At 69.5% G+C, this 18,127-nt stretch carries 12 protein-coding genes; 10 read left to right on the top strand and 2 right to left on the bottom strand.

What is annotated here, in order from left to right; genetic code table 11:
• Nucleotides 1-25 precede the first annotated feature (25 nt).
• From ald to IF09_RS0134135, 10 genes are all read left to right on the top strand, one after another.
• Nucleotides 26-1,141 (top strand): alanine dehydrogenase, encoded by a 1,116-nt coding sequence (gene ald, locus IF09_RS0134180; protein ID WP_030302544.1) that lies wholly within the window; start codon nt 26-28, stop codon nt 1,139-1,141.
• 492 nt (nt 1,142-1,633) lie between these two features.
• Nucleotides 1,634-2,671 (top strand): ParA family protein, encoded by a 1,038-nt coding sequence (locus IF09_RS46565; RefSeq protein ID WP_234321255.1) that lies wholly within the window; start codon nt 1,634-1,636, stop codon nt 2,669-2,671.
• Nucleotides 2,656-3,147, top strand: a complete 492-nt coding sequence (locus tag IF09_RS0134170) for a hypothetical protein (protein ID WP_078613628.1) — start codon at nt 2,656-2,658, stop codon at nt 3,145-3,147. The genes IF09_RS46565 and IF09_RS0134170 overlap by 16 nt, the downstream gene beginning before the upstream one ends.
• 924 nt (nt 3,148-4,071) lie before the next feature.
• On the top strand, nt 4,072-5,088 hold the full coding sequence (locus IF09_RS41080; RefSeq protein ID WP_030302539.1) for a segregation and condensation protein A: 1,017 nt from the start codon (nt 4,072-4,074) through the stop codon (nt 5,086-5,088).
• Nucleotides 5,085-5,717 (top strand): SMC-Scp complex subunit ScpB, encoded by a 633-nt coding sequence (gene scpB / locus IF09_RS0134160; RefSeq protein ID WP_037636803.1) that lies wholly within the window; start codon nt 5,085-5,087, stop codon nt 5,715-5,717. The genes IF09_RS41080 and scpB overlap by 4 nt, the downstream gene beginning before the upstream one ends.
• Nucleotides 5,717-7,057 carry a pseudouridine synthase gene (locus IF09_RS0134155; protein ID WP_030302535.1) on the top strand — a complete coding sequence of 447 codons (1,341 nt, stop codon included), beginning with the start codon at nt 5,717-5,719 and terminating at the stop codon, nt 7,055-7,057. Before scpB ends, IF09_RS0134155 begins: the two co-directional genes overlap by 1 nt.
• Nucleotides 7,058-7,184: 127 nt before the next feature.
• Nucleotides 7,185-7,781 (top strand): nicotinamide riboside transporter PnuC, encoded by a 597-nt coding sequence (gene pnuC, locus IF09_RS0134150; RefSeq protein ID WP_418953091.1) that lies wholly within the window; start codon nt 7,185-7,187, stop codon nt 7,779-7,781.
• A complete protein-coding gene (locus IF09_RS0134145; RefSeq protein WP_030302531.1) occupies nt 7,778-8,866 on the top strand; it encodes an AAA family ATPase in 1,089 nt (362 codons plus the stop codon). Before pnuC ends, IF09_RS0134145 begins: the two co-directional genes overlap by 4 nt.
• Complete coding sequence (locus IF09_RS0134140; RefSeq protein WP_030302529.1) at nt 8,866-9,618, top strand: NUDIX hydrolase; 753 nt, start codon at nt 8,866-8,868, stop codon at nt 9,616-9,618. Before IF09_RS0134145 ends, IF09_RS0134140 begins: the two co-directional genes overlap by 1 nt.
• Complete coding sequence (locus tag IF09_RS0134135; protein WP_030302527.1) at nt 9,615-10,637, top strand: ADP-ribosylglycohydrolase family protein; 1,023 nt, start codon at nt 9,615-9,617, stop codon at nt 10,635-10,637. The genes IF09_RS0134140 and IF09_RS0134135 overlap by 4 nt, the downstream gene beginning before the upstream one ends.
• Before the next feature lie 136 nt (nt 10,638-10,773).
• Here IF09_RS0134135 and IF09_RS0134130 read toward each other — a convergent pair whose 3' ends face one another.
• Nucleotides 10,774-11,067 (bottom strand): hypothetical protein, encoded by a 294-nt coding sequence (locus IF09_RS0134130; RefSeq protein WP_158710131.1) that lies wholly within the window; start codon nt 11,065-11,067, stop codon nt 10,774-10,776.
• 160 nt (nt 11,068-11,227) lie between these two features.
• Nucleotides 11,228-17,827, bottom strand: a complete 6,600-nt coding sequence (locus tag IF09_RS0134125; RefSeq protein ID WP_234321254.1) for a polymorphic toxin-type HINT domain-containing protein — start codon at nt 17,825-17,827, stop codon at nt 11,228-11,230.
• Between the last annotated feature and the right edge of the window lie 300 nt (nt 17,828-18,127).

Genomic DNA, 18,127 nt, shown 5'->3' with positions numbered 1-18,127 from the left:
CCTGAGCCAAGGACCGTGATCGACGATGAAGGTCGGCATCCCCCGCGAGGTCAAGAACAACGAGTTCCGGGTCGCCATCACGCCCGCCGGCGTGCATGAGCTGGTCCGTAACGGCCACCAGGTCTTCATCGAGCAGAACGCCGGTGTCGGCTCCTCGATCACGGACGCGGAGTACGTCGCCGCCGGCGCCGAGATCCTCGGCACCGCCGACGAGGTCTGGGCCACCGCCGACCTGCTGCTGAAGGTCAAGGAGCCCATCGCCGAGGAGTACCACCGCCTCCGCAAGGACCAGACCCTCTTCACCTACCTGCACCTCGCGGCCTCCCGCGAGTGCACGGACGCCCTCCTGGAGTCCGGCACCACCGCCATCGCGTACGAGACGGTCGAGCTCGCCAACCGCGCGCTGCCGCTGCTCGCCCCGATGTCCGAGGTCGCGGGCCGCCTGGCCCCGCAGGTCGGCGCCTACCACCTGATGCGCTCGGCCGGCGGCCGCGGCGTGCTCCCCGGTGGTGTCCCCGGCACCCACGCCGGCGAGTGCGTGGTCATCGGCGGCGGCGTCTCCGGCTGGAACGCCGCGCAGATCGCCATCGGCATGGGCTTCCACGTGACCCTGCTGGACCGCGACATCAACAAGCTGCGCGAGGCCGACAAGATCTTCGGCACGAAGATCAAGACGATCGTCTCCAACGCCTACGAGCTGGAGAAGGCCGTCATCGAGGCCGACCTCGTCATCGGTGCGGTGTTGATCCCGGGTGCGAAGGCCCCGAAGCTGGTCACCAACGAGCTCGTCGCCAAGATGAAGCCCGGAAGTGTCCTTGTCGACATTGCGATCGACCAGGGCGGCTGCTTCGAGGACTCCCGTCCGACCACCCACGCCGAGCCGACCTTCCAGGTCCACAACTCGGTCTTCTACTGCGTCGCCAACATGCCGGGCGCGGTGCCGAACACCTCCACCTACGCGCTGACCAACGCCACGCTGCCCTACATCGTGCAACTCGCGAACCTCGGCTGGGTCGAGGCGCTGCGTCGTGACCCCGCCCTCGCGCTGGGCCTCAACACCCATGACGGCCAGGTCGTTTACGGTCCGGTCGCCGAGGCCCACGGCCTGCCGACCCTCGAGCTGAGCACGCTGCTCGGCTGATCGGTCGGACCCCGTCAACGACTGACGTCAATCTCACGTATCCGGCCGGACCTTGCCCGCAAGGTCCGGCCGGACGCGTTTGCGAGGGGCGAACGGGCCCGGTTCAACTCGCCTCGAACGTAACCCTTTAACCCTTTCGCGCACCCGCGAAACTTCGCAGCGACAGCCCGGACGCCCTTGACAGAGTGGTGTTCGGTTGCCGACACATCGTTGCCGGTCCGACGGATTGTGTTGCCGCTGAGTGGTGACACGCCATAGAGTCGCCAACCGTCGGCATGGTGCCACGCTGACCTATCGATAAGTGTCCTGGTCACGTCCGAGGAGGTAAGACGACTTGTGAATGAGTCGACATTTGCTCCCGGAGGTGGTCGAGCAGGGACGCGCCCCCAGCGTCCTGCAGGCGCGGAGGTACCCCCGGACCGGGGCCAAGGACCCGCCGGACTCGAAGAGGTCGGCTCCGTCGCGGTCCGCACCTTCGCAAACCACCAGCACATGACGACGCCCCAAAAGAGCATGGACGGCCTAGACGTGAACTCCAGGGCCGGCGACCCGAGCGGCGAAAAGCCCGCGGGTTTCGCCGACTACGAAAATGTGCCCGAGGGGCACTTCTACGACCCGGACGCGGAGTACGAGCCCGACCCCGAGTACGCGGCCACCCTCGCCCCCGACGCTGCCCGCCAGCGCCGTGAGCGGATCGGCCCGACCGGACGGCCGCTGCCGTACTTCCCGATCCCGGGTCCGCTGACCGACCACGGTCCGGCGAAGATCATCGCGATGTGCAACCAGAAGGGCGGCGTGGGCAAGACCACGTCGACCATCAACCTGGGCGCCGCACTCGCCGAGTACGGGCGCCGCGTGCTGCTCGTGGACTTCGACCCGCAGGGCGCGCTGTCCGTGGGCCTCGGCGTGAACCCGATGGAACTCGACCTGACGGTCTACAACCTGCTCATGGAGCGGGGCATGTCGGCCGACGAGGTGCTGCTCAAGACGGCGGTCCCCAACATGGACCTGCTGCCGAGCAACATCGACCTGTCCGCTGCCGAGGTGCAGCTGGTCAGCGAGGTCGCGAGAGAGTCGACGCTGCAGCGGGCGCTGAAGCCCCTGATGGCCGACTACGACTACATCGTGATCGACTGTCAGCCCTCGCTCGGCCTGCTGACCGTGAACGCCCTGACGGCGGCTCACAAGGTCATCGTGCCGCTGGAGTGCGAGTTCTTCGCGCTGCGCGGCGTGGCGCTGCTGACCGAGACCATCGAGAAGGTGCAGGAGCGGCTCAACCCCGAGCTGGAGCTCGACGGCATCCTCGCCACGATGTACGACTCCCGTACGGTGCACAGCCGTGAGGTGCTGGCGCGCGTCGTCGAGGCCTTCGACGACCACGTCTACCACACGGTGATCGGCCGGACGGTGCGCTTCCCGGAGACCACGGTCGCCGGCGAGCCGATCACCACGTACGCCTCCAACTCCGTCGGGGCCGCCGCCTATCGCCAACTGGCCAGGGAGGTGCTCGCCCGGTGTCACGCCGAGTGAGTCTGCCCGGAGCCGACGAACTGTTCCGTACGACCGGGGGGATGGCGCTGCAGTCGTCCTCTCCGAGGCGGGGCCCGGAGGAGACGCCCGCCGGGGAGCACGCGGCGGCTTCGGCGGAGGGCACGGCGGGGGAGGGCCGCAGCCGGGAGGCCGCGGCCGGTACGGAGCCGGTGGTGGCTGCACCCCGGCGCCCGCAGGAAGGTTCTGTCAGTCCGGAACCCCGGCGGGGCAAGGGCCAGGGCCGCGGGGCGAACCGTCGGCCCAGCGGGCGTGAACGGCACGACGAGAAGATCACGGTCTACGTCTCCGCCGAGGAGCTCATGGACCTGGAGCACGCGCGGCTGGTGCTCCGCGGGGAGCACGGCCTGGCGGTGGACCGCGGCCGCATCGTCCGCGAGGCGGTGGCGGTCGTCCTGGCGGACCTGGAGTCCCGCGGCGACGCGAGCATCCTGGTCCGCAGACTCCGCGGGCGCTGAGCGGTTGAGCGGTGGGCCGGTGGGCCGACTGCCGTCTGCCGTCTGCCGTCTGCCGTCTGACGCCTGCCAGCTGCCGCCTGTCGTCCGACCGTCCGGTGGACTGCCTGCCGCCTGCGCCTGCCGCCTGCCGGCTGCCGCGTGCCGTCTGACCGTCCGGTGGACCGCCTGCCGCCTGCCGCCTGCGCCTGCCGGCTGACCGGTGGGCCGGCCGGGCGCCGGGCGTTGCCGGGGCGGCGGCCGGCGATGTTGCCCGGTGGTGATCGCGGTGTTTTCTGCGGGGCCGTGCCGGTGGGGTGCGGGGTATCCCCCGCAAGCAGGCCCGCAGCCGCCCCCGCCCGCCGGGCCTGATGTCTGATGCGGCCTGCGGCCCGTCTTTCCCGCACCTCAGGACGCCCCCACCGTCGTCCCGTCCCACGTACCCGCACCATCCCGAGCCCTGGGTGCCGTCCGTCGGTCGTGACCGTGGCCGACGTCTCTTCCCTCCTCCCTCCCGCCGTGACCGGTGCTCCGGTCGGCATGCGGTTCCGCGTACGGGCCGGCCGCACCTCCGGCTCGTCGTGACCGTGATTGATGTCGACGTACGGTGCTCTGGCAGCCGCAGGGCCCACTCAGCCGTGGTGACCGGTGCCCCAGTCGGCAGGAGGGCCCGTGACGAGCGGTCGGAAGGCGGGGAGGGCGGGCCGCCGGGCCTGCTTTCACTGCATCCCGGTGGGGATTTCGTGCTCCCGCCCCCGTGGCTTCCACCCGTACTCGCGCCCGATTCCGTGCCCCGGCCGCCCAGCCGCCGCCCCGTCCTCCCCGACGCGGTGCGCGTCCCGCCCCCGCGGCTTCCGCTCCCCGGGCGGGTCCGGGGGAGGGGGGGTGGGGGGAGCGTGGCAGCCTTGGGGGTGGCCGCAGACCCCCTCCGTACCGCCTTGGACCGTGATGCCCCTTCCCGCCGATCCCGGCCGCCCCACCCGCCGCAGTCTGGGTCGCGGGCCGGGTGCCCGGGCCGAGCCCGAGCCGCGAGACGCCCCTGTGGCCCCTGAGGGGTCCGTGGCCGACGGGCCGGGCGAGGAGCCCGTCCGGCCCCCTGCGACCGCTGACGCGCCCGCAGGGGCCCCGCAGGAGCCCGTGGAGGGCGGAGCGGGAGCGTCCGTGGGCACCGACGGGCGGTTCACGCTGCGGCTCGCCAACTTCGAGGGGCCCTTCGATCTGCTGCTCCAGCTGATCTCCCGGCACAAGCTCGACGTCACCGAGGTCGCCCTGTCCAAGGTCACCGACGAGTTCATGGCGCACATCCGCGCCATGGGCCCCGACTGGGACCTCGACCAGACCACCGAGTTCCTCGTGGTCGCCGCCACCCTGCTCGACCTGAAGGCCGCACGCCTGCTGCCCGCCGCCGAGGTCGAGGACGAGGCCGACCTCGCCCTGCTCGAAGCCCGCGACCTGCTCTTCGCCCGCCTGCTCCAGTACCGCGCGTACAAGCAGATCGCAGAGATCTTCGAGCAGCGGGCCGGGGCCGAGGGCCGCCGCTACCCCCGTACCGTCGGCCTCGAGGACCACCACGCGGAGCTCCTCCCCGAGGTCGTCATCAGCATCGGCGCCGAGGGGTTCGCCCGGCTGGCGGTCAAGGCCATGCAGCCCAGGGCCGAGCCCCAGGTCTACGTCGACCACATCCACGCCCCGCTCGTCAGCGTGCGCGAGCAGGCCGCGGTCGTGGTCGCGCTGCTCAAGGCGCGCGGCGAGGCCACCTTCCAGGAGCTCACCGAGGACGCCGACGACACGCTCACCGTGGTCGCGCGCTTCCTGGCCCTCCTCGAGCTCTACCGCGAGAAGGCAGTGGTCCTCGACCAGGAGGAGGCCCTGCGGACGCTCACCGTCCGCTGGAGCGGCGGGGACGGCGACGGGATGCCGACGGTCACCGACGAGTTCGATCAGATCGTGGAGGTCAAGGAATGAGCGACGTGGCCGGGCCCGCCCTGAAGCCCGCCCTGAAGCCCGCCCTGGAGGCCGTCCTCATGGTCGTGGACGAGCCCGCGACCGAGGCGCACCTCGCCAAGGTGCTGGACCGCACCCCGCGCGAGGTCGCTGAAGCCCTGCGCGAGCTGGCCGACGAGTACACCGTCCAGGGGCGCGGCTTCGAGCTGCGGCTCGTCGCCGGCGGCTGGCGTTTCTACACCCGGGCGGAGTACTCCGACGCCGTCGAGCGCTTCGTACTGGACGGCCAGCAGGCCCGGCTGACCCAGGCCGCGCTGGAGACCCTGGCGGTCGTCGCGTACCGCCAGCCGGTGAGCCGTTCGCGGGTCTCGGCGGTCCGCGGAGTGAACTGCGACGGGGTCATGCGGACCCTGCTCCAGCGCGGTCTGGTGGCCGAGGCGGGCACGGAACCCGAAACAGGTGCGATCCTGTACAGGACGACGAACTACTTTCTGGAGCGGATGGGCCTGCGCGGCCTGGACGAGCTCCCGGAGCTCGCGCCCTTCCTCCCCGAGGCGGACGCGATCGAAGCCGAGACGCAAGAGGGTGTTCCGTCGTTCGATCCGGATGCACCGGATACCGATGAAGACGACAAGACGACGGAACTTTGATGCGAAGCAGCGGCAACGGCAACGGTGGCGGCAACAGGAACAGCGGCGGCGGCGGTGGTGGCGGGCGCGGTAACTCCCGCGGCGGCTCCTCCTCCGGCGGCGGTGGCTACCGCGGAGGCAGTTCCTCCGGTGGGGGCGGCTACCGCGGCGGCTCCGGCGGCGGCTCCGGCGGCGGTGGCTACCGCGGCGGGAGCTCCGGCGGTGGCGGCTACGGCGGCGGCTCCGGCTCCGGCTCGGGCGCCCCGCGCGACCGGGACCGCGACCAGGCCCCGCAGCGGCCCCGCAACCCCCGCCCCGAGGAGCGCCGCTACGACGTGGGCCCCGAGGGCGAGCGCAGCCGCGGCGGCGCCAAGGCCGGCGGTGGCGGTGCCCGCGGCGCAGGCGACGGCAACCGCGGTGGCGGTGCCCGCGGCGACGCGGCGCGCGGCGGCGCCAAGGGCGGACCCCGCACCTCCAGGACCCCCGGCATCGGCGGGGCCGGCGGCCCGCGCCGCGGCCCCGGCAGCCGCAGCGGGCAGTCCCGCCCCCGCGAGCTGGACGCGCGGATCGAGGAGCGCGTGCGCGACCGGTACGCCGACAAGCCCGAGATCAAGACCCCCAAGACCTTCCCGGGCGCCGAGCAGGAAGGCGAGCGCCTGCAGAAGGTGCTCGCCCGCGCCGGCATGGGCTCGCGCCGCGCGTGCGAGGAACTCATCGAGCAGGCGCGCGTCGAGGTCAACGGCGAGATCGTGCTGGAGCAGGGCAAGAGGGTCCAGCCGAAGGACGAGATCAAGGTGGACGGCCTGACCGTCGCCACCCAGTCGTACCTGTTCTTCGCGCTGAACAAGCCCGCCGGTGTCGTCTCCACGATGGAGGACCCGGACGGCCGCCAGTGCCTCGGCGACTACGTCACCAACCGCGAGACCCGCCTCTTCCACGTCGGCCGGCTCGACACGGAGACCGAGGGCATCATCCTCCTCACCAACCACGGTGAGCTGGCCCACCGCCTCACGCACCCCAAGTACGGCGTGAAGAAGACGTACGTCGCCGCCATCACCGGCTCGCTGCCGCGCGACATCGGCAAGCGGCTCAAGGACGGCATCGAGCTGGAGGACGGGTACGCCCGCGCCGACAACTTCCGCGTCCTGGACCAGGTCGGCAAGAACTACATGGTCGAGGTGACCCTCCACGAGGGCCGCAAGCACATCGTCCGTCGCATGCTGGCCGAGGCGGGCTTCCCCGTGGACAAGCTCGTCCGGACCTCCTTCGGTCCCATCGAGCTGGGCGACCAGAAGTCCGGCTGGCTGCGCCGCCTGACGAACACCGAGGTCGGCATGCTCATGCGCGAGGTCGGTCTGTAGCCCCTCCGCGTCCCGGCGACGAAAGCCCGCAGTGCCCCCGTGGCACTGCGGGCTTTTCGCTTGTCAGAGACCCGCCTCCTTGTTTATAGTCACTATGACTATAAAAGAACGGGAGGGGTCGGCCGACATGAGCTGGACCGAAATCCTGGGGTTCGCCACCGGGGCCCTGTGCGTCTGGCTCGTCGCCCGGCAGCACGTCGCGAACTGGCCCATCGGCATCGCCAACAACGTCTTCTTCATCGTGCTCTTCGCCCAGTCCGGCCTGTACGCCGACGCCGGGCTCCAGATCGTCTTCATCGCCCTCGCCGCGTACGGCTGGTGGTCCTGGACCCACGGGGGTGGACCAGGATCCGCAGAAGCCCTGCCGGTGCGCCGCACCACGCGCACCGAATGGGCCGTACTGGCCGCGGCGGGGGCGGTGGGGGTGCTCGGGCTGACGCTCCTGCTGAGCCACGTCACCGACTCCACCGTCCCGTTCTGGGACGCGCTGACCACCGGGCTCTCGCTCATGGCCACGTACGGCCAGTGCCGCAAGCTCGTCGAGTCGTGGTGGCTGTGGATCGCCGCCGACCTCGTGTACATCCCGCTCTACGCCTACAAGGGGCTGTACCTGACCTCGGCCCTGTACGTCGGCTTCCTCGCGCTCTGCGTGGTCGGCCTGCTCGGCTGGCGGCGCACGCTGCCGGCGCGGGGCGGCCGTACGGCGGCGGAGGCGGCGGCATGAGCGGCGCGAGGCGCTTCGGTCACGGTCTCGTCCTCGGCAAGTTCTACCCGCCGCACGCCGGACACCACCACCTCGTGCGCACCGCCCAGGAGCAGTGCGAGCGGCTGACCGTGCTGGTGTGCGCGGCCTCGGTGGAGTCGGTCCCGCTCGCCGACCGGGTGGCCTGGATGCGCGAGGCGCACCCGGGGGCGGATGTCGTCGGGGCGGTCGACGACATCCCGGTCGACCTGCACGATCCGGCGGTCTGGGAGGCGCACATGGCGGTCTTCCGGGGCGCGGTGCCCGGGCCGGTCGACGCGGTCTTCACCTCGGAGGAGTACGGGACCGAGCTCGCCCGGCGGTTCGGGGCCGAGGAGGTCTGCGTGGACCCGGGGCGGACGCGGTTCCCCGTCTCCGGCACGGCGGTACGGGCCGACCCGGTCGGGAACTGGGAGTTCCTGGGGCCGGGCGTACGGGCCGCCCTGACCCGGCGGATCGTCGTACTCGGCGCCGAGTCGACCGGTACGACGACCCTGTCGCGGGCGCTCGCGGCCCACTACCGGGCGCGCGGCGGGGTGTGGGCCGGGACGGGCTGGGTCGCGGAGTACGGGCGTGCGTACAGCGAGGAGAAGCTGGCGGCGGCGCGTACGGCGGACCCGGCGGCGACCTGGGAGGACGTGGCGTTCACCTCCGAGGAGTTCCCGGTGATCGCGCGGCGGCAGGACGCGGAGGAGGAGCGGGCGGCCCGGACGGGTTCGCCGGTGCTGATCTGCGACACCGACTCCTTCGCGACCGGCATCTGGCACGAGCGGTACACGGGAGGGCGCAGCGAGGAGGTCGAGAAGATCGCCGCGCTGACGCACCGGGACCTGTACCTGCTGACCGACCACGCGGACGTGCCGTTCGAGGACGACGGCCTGCGCGACGGCGAGCACCTGAGGCCGTGGATGACGGACCGCTTCCGCGAGGAACTCGAGCGGACCGGCAGGCGTTTCCTGACCGTGCGCGGGGACCGCGAGGTGCGGCTGGCGACGGCCGTGGCGGCGGTCGACGAACTGCTGGCCGGGGGATGGCAGTTCGCGGACCCCTTGCCGGAGCACCGGTGATGACGACGGCCTACGACCCGCACGCGTTCGAACCCTTCGCGGTGACGGTCGACCTGGCGGTGTTCACCGTGCGGGGCGGGGCGCTGCACGTCCTGCTGATCCGGCGCGGGCAGGAGCCGTACGCGGGGGCCTGGGCGCTGCCCGGCGGCTTCCTGCTGCCCAGGGAGTCCGCGGAGACGGCGGCCCGCCGGGAACTGGCCGAGGAGACCGGCCTGCCGGAGGCGGTCGTCGGCGCGCTCCACCTGGAGCAGCTGCGTACGTACAGTGAACCGGACCGCGATCCCCGGATGCGGGTCGTCTCGGTGGCCTTCACCGCCCTGGTCCCGGACATGCCGGAGCCGGCGGCGGACGGCGGCGGCGACGCGGACCGGGCGCGCTGGGTACCGGTGGGGGAGGCCGGGGAGGCCGGGGAGGCTGCGGAGGACCTGGCCTTCGACCACGCGCTGATCCTGGCGGACGCCCGGTCCCGGGTCGGCGCGAAGCTCGAGTACACCTGCCTGGCGACGGGGTTCTGCCCGCCCGAATTCACCCTCGGGGAGCTCCAGTCCGTCTACGAGACCGTCTGGGGCACCGCCCTGGACCGCCCCAACTTCCGCCGCAAGGTCCTGGCGACGCCCGGCTTCGTCGAGGCCGTGCCGGGGGCCGCCCGGCTGACCGGCGGCCGCGGCAAACCGGCCGCGTTGTACCGGGCGGGCCCGGCGACCGCCCTGCACCCGCCCCTGCTCCGTCCCACGGAAGGAAACGCGAAATGACCCTGGTCCCGAGGAAGCGGCCGGCGACGGGGGCCCTGATCGGCCTCGCCCTCGGCGACGCGCTGGGCTTCCCGACGGAGTTCAACGACGTCCCGTCGATCCTGGCGAAGACGGGCCCGTGGCGGCAGATGGAGCTGCCCCGCCCGGCGATCGTCACGGACGACACCCAGATGACGCTGGCCCTGGCGCGAGGCATCCGGACGGCGGCGGGAGGCGGGCGCCCGGCCCCCGGTCCGCTCACGGGCCCGGTCCGGGAGGAATTCGTCGCCTGGTACCACTCCCCGGAGAACAACAGGGCGCCCGGCAACACGTGCCTGCGGGCGTGCAACCTGCTGAACGACCCCTCCCGGGACTGGCGGGATGCGAGCCAGATCGGCTCGAAGGGCTGCGGGGCGAACATGCGGGTGGTCCCGTTGGGCCTGGTCCCCGGCTGGACGGAGGAGGAACGCGCCGGCGCGGCCCAGCTCCAGTCGGCCCTGACCCACGGCCACCCGACGGCGCTCGCGGCCTCCGACCTGACGGCCCGGGCGGTGTACCTCCTCGCGCAGGGCACGGAGGTGACGGGTCTGGTCGGCCAACTCCGCTCGTACGCCCTGCACCACCGCACGCACTACCACGAGCGCTGGCTGGGCGACTTGTGGACGCGCACGGCCTCGGACGCGAGCCCGGAGTCCTTCATTGCGAGGGGCTGGGACGAATGCCTGTCAGCCCTGGACCGCCTGACGGCGGCCCTGCGGACCCCCTCCCCGGAGACGGACCCGTGCCTGACGACGGGCGACGGCTGGATCGCGGAGGAGGCCCTGGCCACTGCCCTCCAGTGCTTCCTCCTCTTCCCGGAGGACCCCCTGACGGCCCTGCGCCGCGCGGCCTGCACGAAGGGCGACTCGGACTCGATCGCCTGCCTGGCCGGCGCCTTCGCCGGCGCCCACCTGGGCCCGGACGTCTGGCCCCGCGACTGGGAGGGCCGCATCGAGTACCGCGAGGAGCTCCTGGCCTTCGGCACCCTCTGGGACGCGTGACATCCGCCAGGCTGATGAATCAGAAGCCCCACCAGCGCATGCCGGTGGGGCTTCGTTGAGAGTTGTGCAACGCCTCCGGGTTTTCTGTAGGTCCGCGCCGTCGGGCGGGGTCCGTTCCATCAGCGTGGCTAAGACGTCAGACGGCCATCCGGTTCTTCAGCTCTTCAAATTTCGCCAAGTCGACTGAGCCTGACCGCGCCGATACGACCCACTCTCCGCCATCGAGCGCTTGAATCGCCAGCGGATACCGACGCAAGTCATCGAGGTCCATTGCGGCGGCATCGAATTCCGTTACGTCGTTCTCCAGTGCAATCAGCAAGAGATCGTATGTGTGCTGGACGCCGCTTGCGAACCCTACCACTCCCTCCCAGTCGAGAAGCACACCGCCGGGGGTGGAGTTGGCGATCTGCTCAAATTCTTCGACGGACATCCCGTTCGGCATCACGCCAGTTCCGAAGAATTCCAAGATTCGCCATGCCCACGTGCCCCCTTCGCTACGGACTAGCTCGTCGGCGCATCGGAGCATCTCGGGGAGGGTTACGGTGTGGCCAAGGCGACTACGCATGGGGATTTTAATCGTCACAGGCACTCTAGGGCCATTCTAGGGGTTCGGCATGACCGTGTTGCGGTGTGCCACCTGTCGGGTTGGGAGTGTAAGGGTGTTGATGCGGGTTTTCGTGATTCTGTGGCCTCCCGTGGTCGGTGAAGTCGATAAGTCGAACCGGCTGCCCTTCAGCATCCCATTCTATCGCTTGACCGTAGCTACTGCGTCGACCAGTTCGGGTTCCCAGCGTAGAGTGGGGCGCCCCTTCTGCTCGCGGGTCTGGAATGGGGTTTCCATGCTTGTCCCGGGGTAGCGGCGTCTTTGGGAATCCGCTTCCGAGGACGCAGTTCGAGTTGTGGACGAGCAGTGCCGTCTTACCGGCTAGTACGTAGTACGTGTGGACGTCGTCGACCGTGAGGTTGTACGTCGTGGCGTGCCGAGTGAATGGCTCATTCGCGGTGACGACAGCGGTGTCGCCCATGCTCGTGAGCAGGGTCATTTCAGGACGGAGGTCGGCTGCTTCAAGCCATGCTTTCTGGGACGGTGACCAGAAAGGATGTTCGTGAGTGGCAGTGAGTTCCTCTACGCCGCTTTCTGTCATGATGGACAGCTTGTTGAAATGCTTGTCGTCGTTGGTGGCGATCAGGCGGGTGACCGGGCGCATAACGGTTTCACCGGAGCGTGGATCGGTCGCCAGGACTTCGTCACCGAGCTCTATGTCCTCGATGTTCTTGGAGTTGCCACTAGCGAGCAGGACCTTTGTTCCGGCGAGGAAGCACTGGCAGCCGGTCGGCTTGCTCGTCGGAATCCTCCGGGCCTTGCCCGCGGCGCCACCGAGGCCCGCCATGCCGACGAGGTTTGCTCCCTCGCCGTATCCGAGACCGTAGATGGCCGACACAGCATTCCCGTGCTGAGTCACATACCAGCCGAGCTCGTCGCATCCGATCTGCTCGCAGGCGGTGATCATTGCCTGCGTCTTGTTGATCCAGTCGTCCTCCTCGGAGAATCCGAGTCCGAAGTCGCTTGTCTCCTTTATGTATTGCTGTGCGTAGAGCTTGATGAAGACTTCTTGCTTCTTCTTCGGGAGGCGAATCGTCAGACCGTGGTCGTCCTCCAGAAGAGTTGGCGCACGGTATTCGTTGTGGCTGTTGTAGTCCCCGGTTATGGCCTTCTTGCGGGTCGGGTCGTCGACGTCCTTCTTGTCGTCGCGGGGGTTGTAGTGGCCGTCGCAGTGGCCGTGGTAGCAGTCGGCCTCGATGAGGCCTGACGGGTCGCTCAGGGAGACCGGGTTGTTGCTGGAGTAGACGTACCCGTGCAGCTGCTGGGAGTTCGTCAGGTCCATGATCGGGTCGACCGAGATGAAGCGGCCCGTGGACGGGTCGTATTCGCGGGCGCCGAGGTGGGTGAGGCCCGTGTCGGTGTCCTTGGTGCCGCCTACGAAGCCCTTGTCGCCTGCCCACGCAGCGGGCTTGGGGCCGCGGTCGTCGCCGAAGATGCCGGTCTTGCGGCGGGTGACTGCCTGCGTGGCGTCCGCCGTGATCTGGGTGGTGCCGGTGCCCTGGTAGTTGGCCAGGAGGAACGTCAGCTTGCCGTTCTCCCGCATCGCCACGCCGCCGTAGTAGCGGGTGCCCTTGACCGCACCGGTTTTGTCGAGGCGGAGTTCGTTGCCGCCCGGCAGGTAGAGGGTGGTGCCTGTGGAGTCCTTCCGGAGCAGGCGCTGGCCGGAGGCGTCATAGGTGAAGTTGTCGCTCGAGGTGCCCTGGTTGAGGGCCTTGAGGTGGCCTTCGGCGTCCCAGTCCAGGTACTGGGTCTCGTTGGTGCCGCTCTTGCGGGTCTTGGTGTTGCCCGAGGCGTCGTAGGTGAAGGTCTCGTCGTGCGGGTCGGTGCCGGTCTGGGTGACCTTGGGCAGGTCGTGCTTGCCCGCAGTCGGCGCCGTGTAGGTGCGGACGGTGTCGGCGGTCGGGCCCGAGGCCGTCTTGTGCTTGGTCTCGGTCTTGCGGTTGCCGACCGCGTCGTACGTGTACGTCGTCCAGTACGGGTCTTCGCCGCCGATGACCGAGGTTGACGGGGTGGCGGCGCAGGCCTCGCCCGCGTTCGTCCAGGCCTGGGTGATGCGGTTCAGGGCGTCGAGGTTGACGCACTGGGTGTCGGTGGTGCGGGTGGCGTCCTGGCCGTAGGCCGTGGCGATCGAGGTGATGCCACCGGCGGGGTTGTAGCCGTACTTGGTGTCCTCGATGCGCTGTGGTGCGACATCGCGGTCGGTGTAGGCGCGGGCGAGGGCACCCGTGTGCTCGTCGTATTCGGTCGAGCGGTACAGACGCTGGCCGAGCGCGCCCATTTCCTCGCGGATGCTGCGGCCATAGTGGTCGTAGGTCATGGCCGAGACGAGGCGGCTGCTGCCCGCGCCCATGCTGTTGAGCAGGCCGGAGATGCTCTTGTACGTGCTGCCGACCGTCTCGGCGGGCAGGTCGCCCATGGCGGGCTGCTTCGTCGTGAGGATCTGGCCCGCGATGTTGTAGGTGTTCGTCCAGTTGTAGGTGCCGGCCAGGGCGCCCGTGTCAGGGGTGGCCGGGATGGTCACCTTCGAGGTGAGCGGTTGGTAGAGGTCGCTGTAGCCGGTGACCTCGGACTCGAACGCCTTACCGTCCACGAAGCGGGTCGACTTCGTCAGCTGGCCCGTGGCGACCGTGTCGTAGACGGACGCGGTGAGGGTGGTCGCGCCCTGCTTGGTGGCAACCACCCGGCCGAGCTCGTCGTAGTCGGTGTGCAGGGTGACGTTGCGGGCGTCGGTCACATCGGTGACCCTGCCGCCGGCGTCGTAGGCGGTCTTGGTGATGCCCTTGTCGGGGTCGTTCGACTCCGTCTGCAGACCGCGGACGTCGTAGGTGTACGTCCACTTCGCGTTGCCCGGGTCCGTGACCTGGGACAGCTGCCCGAGCTTGTTGTAGGTGTACTGCGTGGACTGGGATGCCGTACGGCCCGCGTTCGTGTACTGCTTCAGCTCGACCGCGCGGCCCAACGCGTCGACGACCGTCGTGGACGCAGTCCCGCCCGTCGGCGGGACCACCGTCGTGGTGTCACCCGTGTAGGTCGTCAGGCTGCGCTTCGTCTCGGTGCCGAACTTCTTGGCGATGACCGCGGTGACGCGTCCCGCCCCGTCGTACTCCGTGTCGGCGGAGGCCGGATAGGCCGTCTGCTGACCGGTGACCAGCTGCGCGTCGGGTGCACCTGTGGCGTAGTAGGTGCCGGAATTGCGCCAGGGCAGACCCCGGGTGTCGTAGAACACCTCGGTGATCAGACGGCCGGTCAGATCGGGGGACTGGGTTTGAGTCTGCCGTTCACGCAGCAGACCGTCCTGGATGGAGTAGCTGACGGCGTACTTGTAGTCATGCGTGAGCGACTTCGACGTCACGACGCTCGGGGCGTCGTTGCGGATCAGATATTCGAAGACTCGGCTCGGCGCCGCCGGATATGTGGCCGCAGGGCGGTTCGGCAGCCACACCTTGGTGAGGCGGCCGAGGGCGTCGTACTCCGTCGTGGTCACCTTGCCGTTGGTGTCGGTGACCTGAAGCGGCTGGGACCGGAGCGGGTCCACCGACGAGGAGGTGACGTGGCCCTTGGGGTTGGTCCCAGCCATCGCGGTCGGTACCTCGCCGGTGGCCGGCGTGTACACGGTGGTCGATACCTTGCCGTACGCGTCGGCAGACGCGAGCTGTCGGCCGTAGATGTCGTAGCAGAGCTGGTCCTTGGCGGGACCGCAGGTGCTGGGGACCGAGGACACGGGGTCGTAGCCGTCGCCCTTGCCGTTGATCTTCTCGATCTTCGTCATCAGGCCGAGGCCGGGGAGGGTGCCGAGGGTGCCGTTGTCGAAGTACGTCCGGACGTCATTGACGACATCGGCGGGGCGCGAGACCGGCGCCCCGCAGGGGACCGCTACCGTCTCGACGCGGCTGACCTTGCCCAGGATCCAGCTGGCAGTGTTGCGGGCGTAAGTGGTCTTCGTGCACTGCTCGTCGCCGGTCTTGGCCGTGTCACCGCTCAGGGAGACCGAGTCGACCATGCCGTATTCGTCGAAGCCCATGGTCTTGTCGACGGTGCGGGTACCGCCGGTGACCGTGGTGCGGGTCGACTCCTTCTCCGTGCCCGTCTTGTACGAGACGAGGTCCGGGAGACCGGGGCGGGTTCGCGTTGCGACGGCCGACGAACGCCACGGGGTGTACGACGTGGCGGAGACGAGCTTGGTGGTGTCGTCACCGTTGTACGTCGCGTTCTCGCGGGGGTTGCCGGCGAACTCCTCCTGGTCGGTCACGCCGACACCGGCCGAGTCCTTGACCTCCTTGCCGGCCAGTCCGCGGAAGTAGCGCGTCTCGGACAGGGTCTTGGGGTCGCTCGCAGCCCCGGTGCGGGTCTGGACCCGCTCGTAGCCGCGGGCCACGGAGTGGACCCGGTCCTCGGCCTTGGTGAGCTCGTCCGTGCTCTTCGCCCAGGCGGCTCCGCCGAGGTAGTCGTACGAGGTCACCTTGTCCGGCGAGTCCGCCAGGTTGTCGCCCTCGACGATCTGGGTCACCACGTAGGTGTTGAACCAGTCCAGCTTGGCCGTGTCGCCTTCGAACACCCACTTGACCGGGTAACAGCGAGTCGTGTTCGTCTCGTCCGGCTTGGGCAGCGTGGCAGCCGTGCAGTCGGGCTTGGAGTAGGTGACACCGATGGTGCCCCCGGTCTCCGTGGTCACCTGGTACATGCGCAGCCGGTAGAACGCTGCGAGGCCGTCGCCCGTCGTGTCGACGCGGTTGGGCTTCTGCTCGCCGGCGAAGGTGACCGGCTTGAGGGGGATGTCCTCGGCGTCGCCGGCCTTGGCCGTGCGCATGATGGACTTCAGCCACAGCGGAGTGGACAGGCCGTCACCGGACGGAGGGAAGCTCTGGTCCAGCGTCCAGGAGTCCACGTCCTTGTACGCGCCGCCGGTCAGGATCTTCGTGTTGATCCCGGTGAGGCGTATGCGTGACCAGAAGGTGGGCGAGTTCTGGTCCTTGCACTCGGTCGAGCCGTCCTTGCAGAACAGGTCGAACGGGGAGTCCTTCCAGTTCGGCGCGTTCGTCTCGTCGAAGGTGGCGCAGCCGGTCAGGCAGCGCTCGGACACGTCGAACGTTACCTGGCCCATCGCCTTGGCCGTGTACACCGAGTCCGCGCGCAGCCCGTAGTCGATGTGGTCGAGCCAGCCGCCGCGGATGTACGGCGTGACCGTGCCCTTGCCCGTCGTCGCCGACACGTTGCGGGTGTAGTTGTTGGTCTCGGTCTTCCAGTAGTACGCCATCGCGTCACCGCCGGGGGCGACCACGTAGTCGAGCTGCCAGCGCCAGGCCTGCTGGCACCAGCCGCTCGCGAACGAGGCGTTGTAGCACGGCTCGCCGGCCTGGTTGCCGAAGACCGGGACGGTCCAGGTGGAGTTCGTCGTCGGTGTGGACGCGTCCTTCCAGCCCGGCAGACGGTTCAGACCGAAGAAGTACTGCGTGCCGTCGGCCGTCGTGACCTTCCAGTGCTCGCCCACACCGTCGACACCCGCGGTGCCCTGGTCACCGTTCGATGCCCCGGTGAGCTTCTCCACCTTCTCGTTCGAGTCGGATGCCGGGTGCCAGCCCTTGCCCTGCTGGTACACCAGCTCCGTGGACTTGCCGTTCAGCGACAGCGTGGCGTTGTCGTTGAACCAGCACTGGTCGCCGACCCTGGTGGTGTTCGTACCGCCGGTCTTGTCGTCCTCGCAGGACTTGTACTTGCGCTCGATGAAACCGGGCTCCCAGGACCAGCCGTCACCGATCCAGGAGGCCTGCGTGTTCGACGCGGCGGTCTTCCCGTCCACCGACTGGGAGCTGTAACCCAGGCTGATCTTCGGGTCCAGTCCGCCCGGTACGGTCGGCACGTCGACGTTGTACGACCAGGAGAACGCGCCGGTGGAACCGCCTGCGTTCCAGGAGCCGGAGGGCTGGAGCGAGGTCGCCTTGTAGTCACCCGTCGGGCCGGACGTGTCCGCCGTGGCTGCGAGGACCATGGAACTCGGCGCGGCGGCTGCCGCCGCGGACATCGATTTCTGGACCGGCTTACCTGCGGTCTCCGTCGTGCCCGGGGTGCTGATCTGCGCCGAGAGCTTGGCCGTGCGGGTGTCGTTCTTCGTCTTCAGCGGCTTCTGCGTACGGCACTCCGCGCGCTCGGGAGTGGTCAGCGCACAGGCCGGGAGCTCCACCAGGTGCAGGCGGGCGGCATAGTCGCCGCCGTACGCGCCGCGGAACGAGTCGTAGTCCACCTCGACCTTGGCCGGGAGGGAGTTGGGCGCGCCGTCCGAACGGCCGACCGACAGCAGTACGCCGTCGACGCCCGCCTTGCGGGCGGCGTTCTTGTCGGCCACGGAGACCTTGACCCGACCGGGATTGATGACGCCGGCTGCCGGAGCGTTCTGCGACAGGGCCGACTTGGCCAGCCCCGCATCGGCAGGGGAGACCGTGACCGGCAGCTTGCCGGCGCGCCCGCCCGTGGCCAGGGAGACCTCGGCCGAGCCAGGAGCCGGCCACGTTGCCTTCGGTTTCTGTTTCTTCGATGCATCGGCGGCCGCCGCGTCCGGGCGCTTCGTACCGCCTGCGGCGACCTTCGTCACCGGAACTGCCTTCGGCTGCTTCAGGCTCGGCAATGGCGGGCCGTTCTTGGCCTCTGCCGCTACTGCTGCACCCGGCAGCACGCCGGCGAGGACCGCGGCAGCCAATGCTGCAGAAAGTCCTCGCATGCGAAATCGTCTCACACCCCACCCCAACTGCTGTATTGAAATTATCGGAGCGCAGACTAACAGGGGTGATTTGGACTATCGGACGGACCGTCAGATCGCATGAATTGCCGCTGTTTGCTCCTAATGAATGCAAAGATGTCCTTGTTGTGAAAAAGCGGACACGTGTGTGCTGGT

This window comes from Streptomyces katrae, from assembly GCF_000717655.1.
Lineage (GTDB): Bacteria > Actinomycetota > Actinomycetes > Streptomycetales > Streptomycetaceae > Streptomyces > Streptomyces katrae_B.
This window is presented reverse-complemented; position numbering and strand designations above follow the sequence as displayed.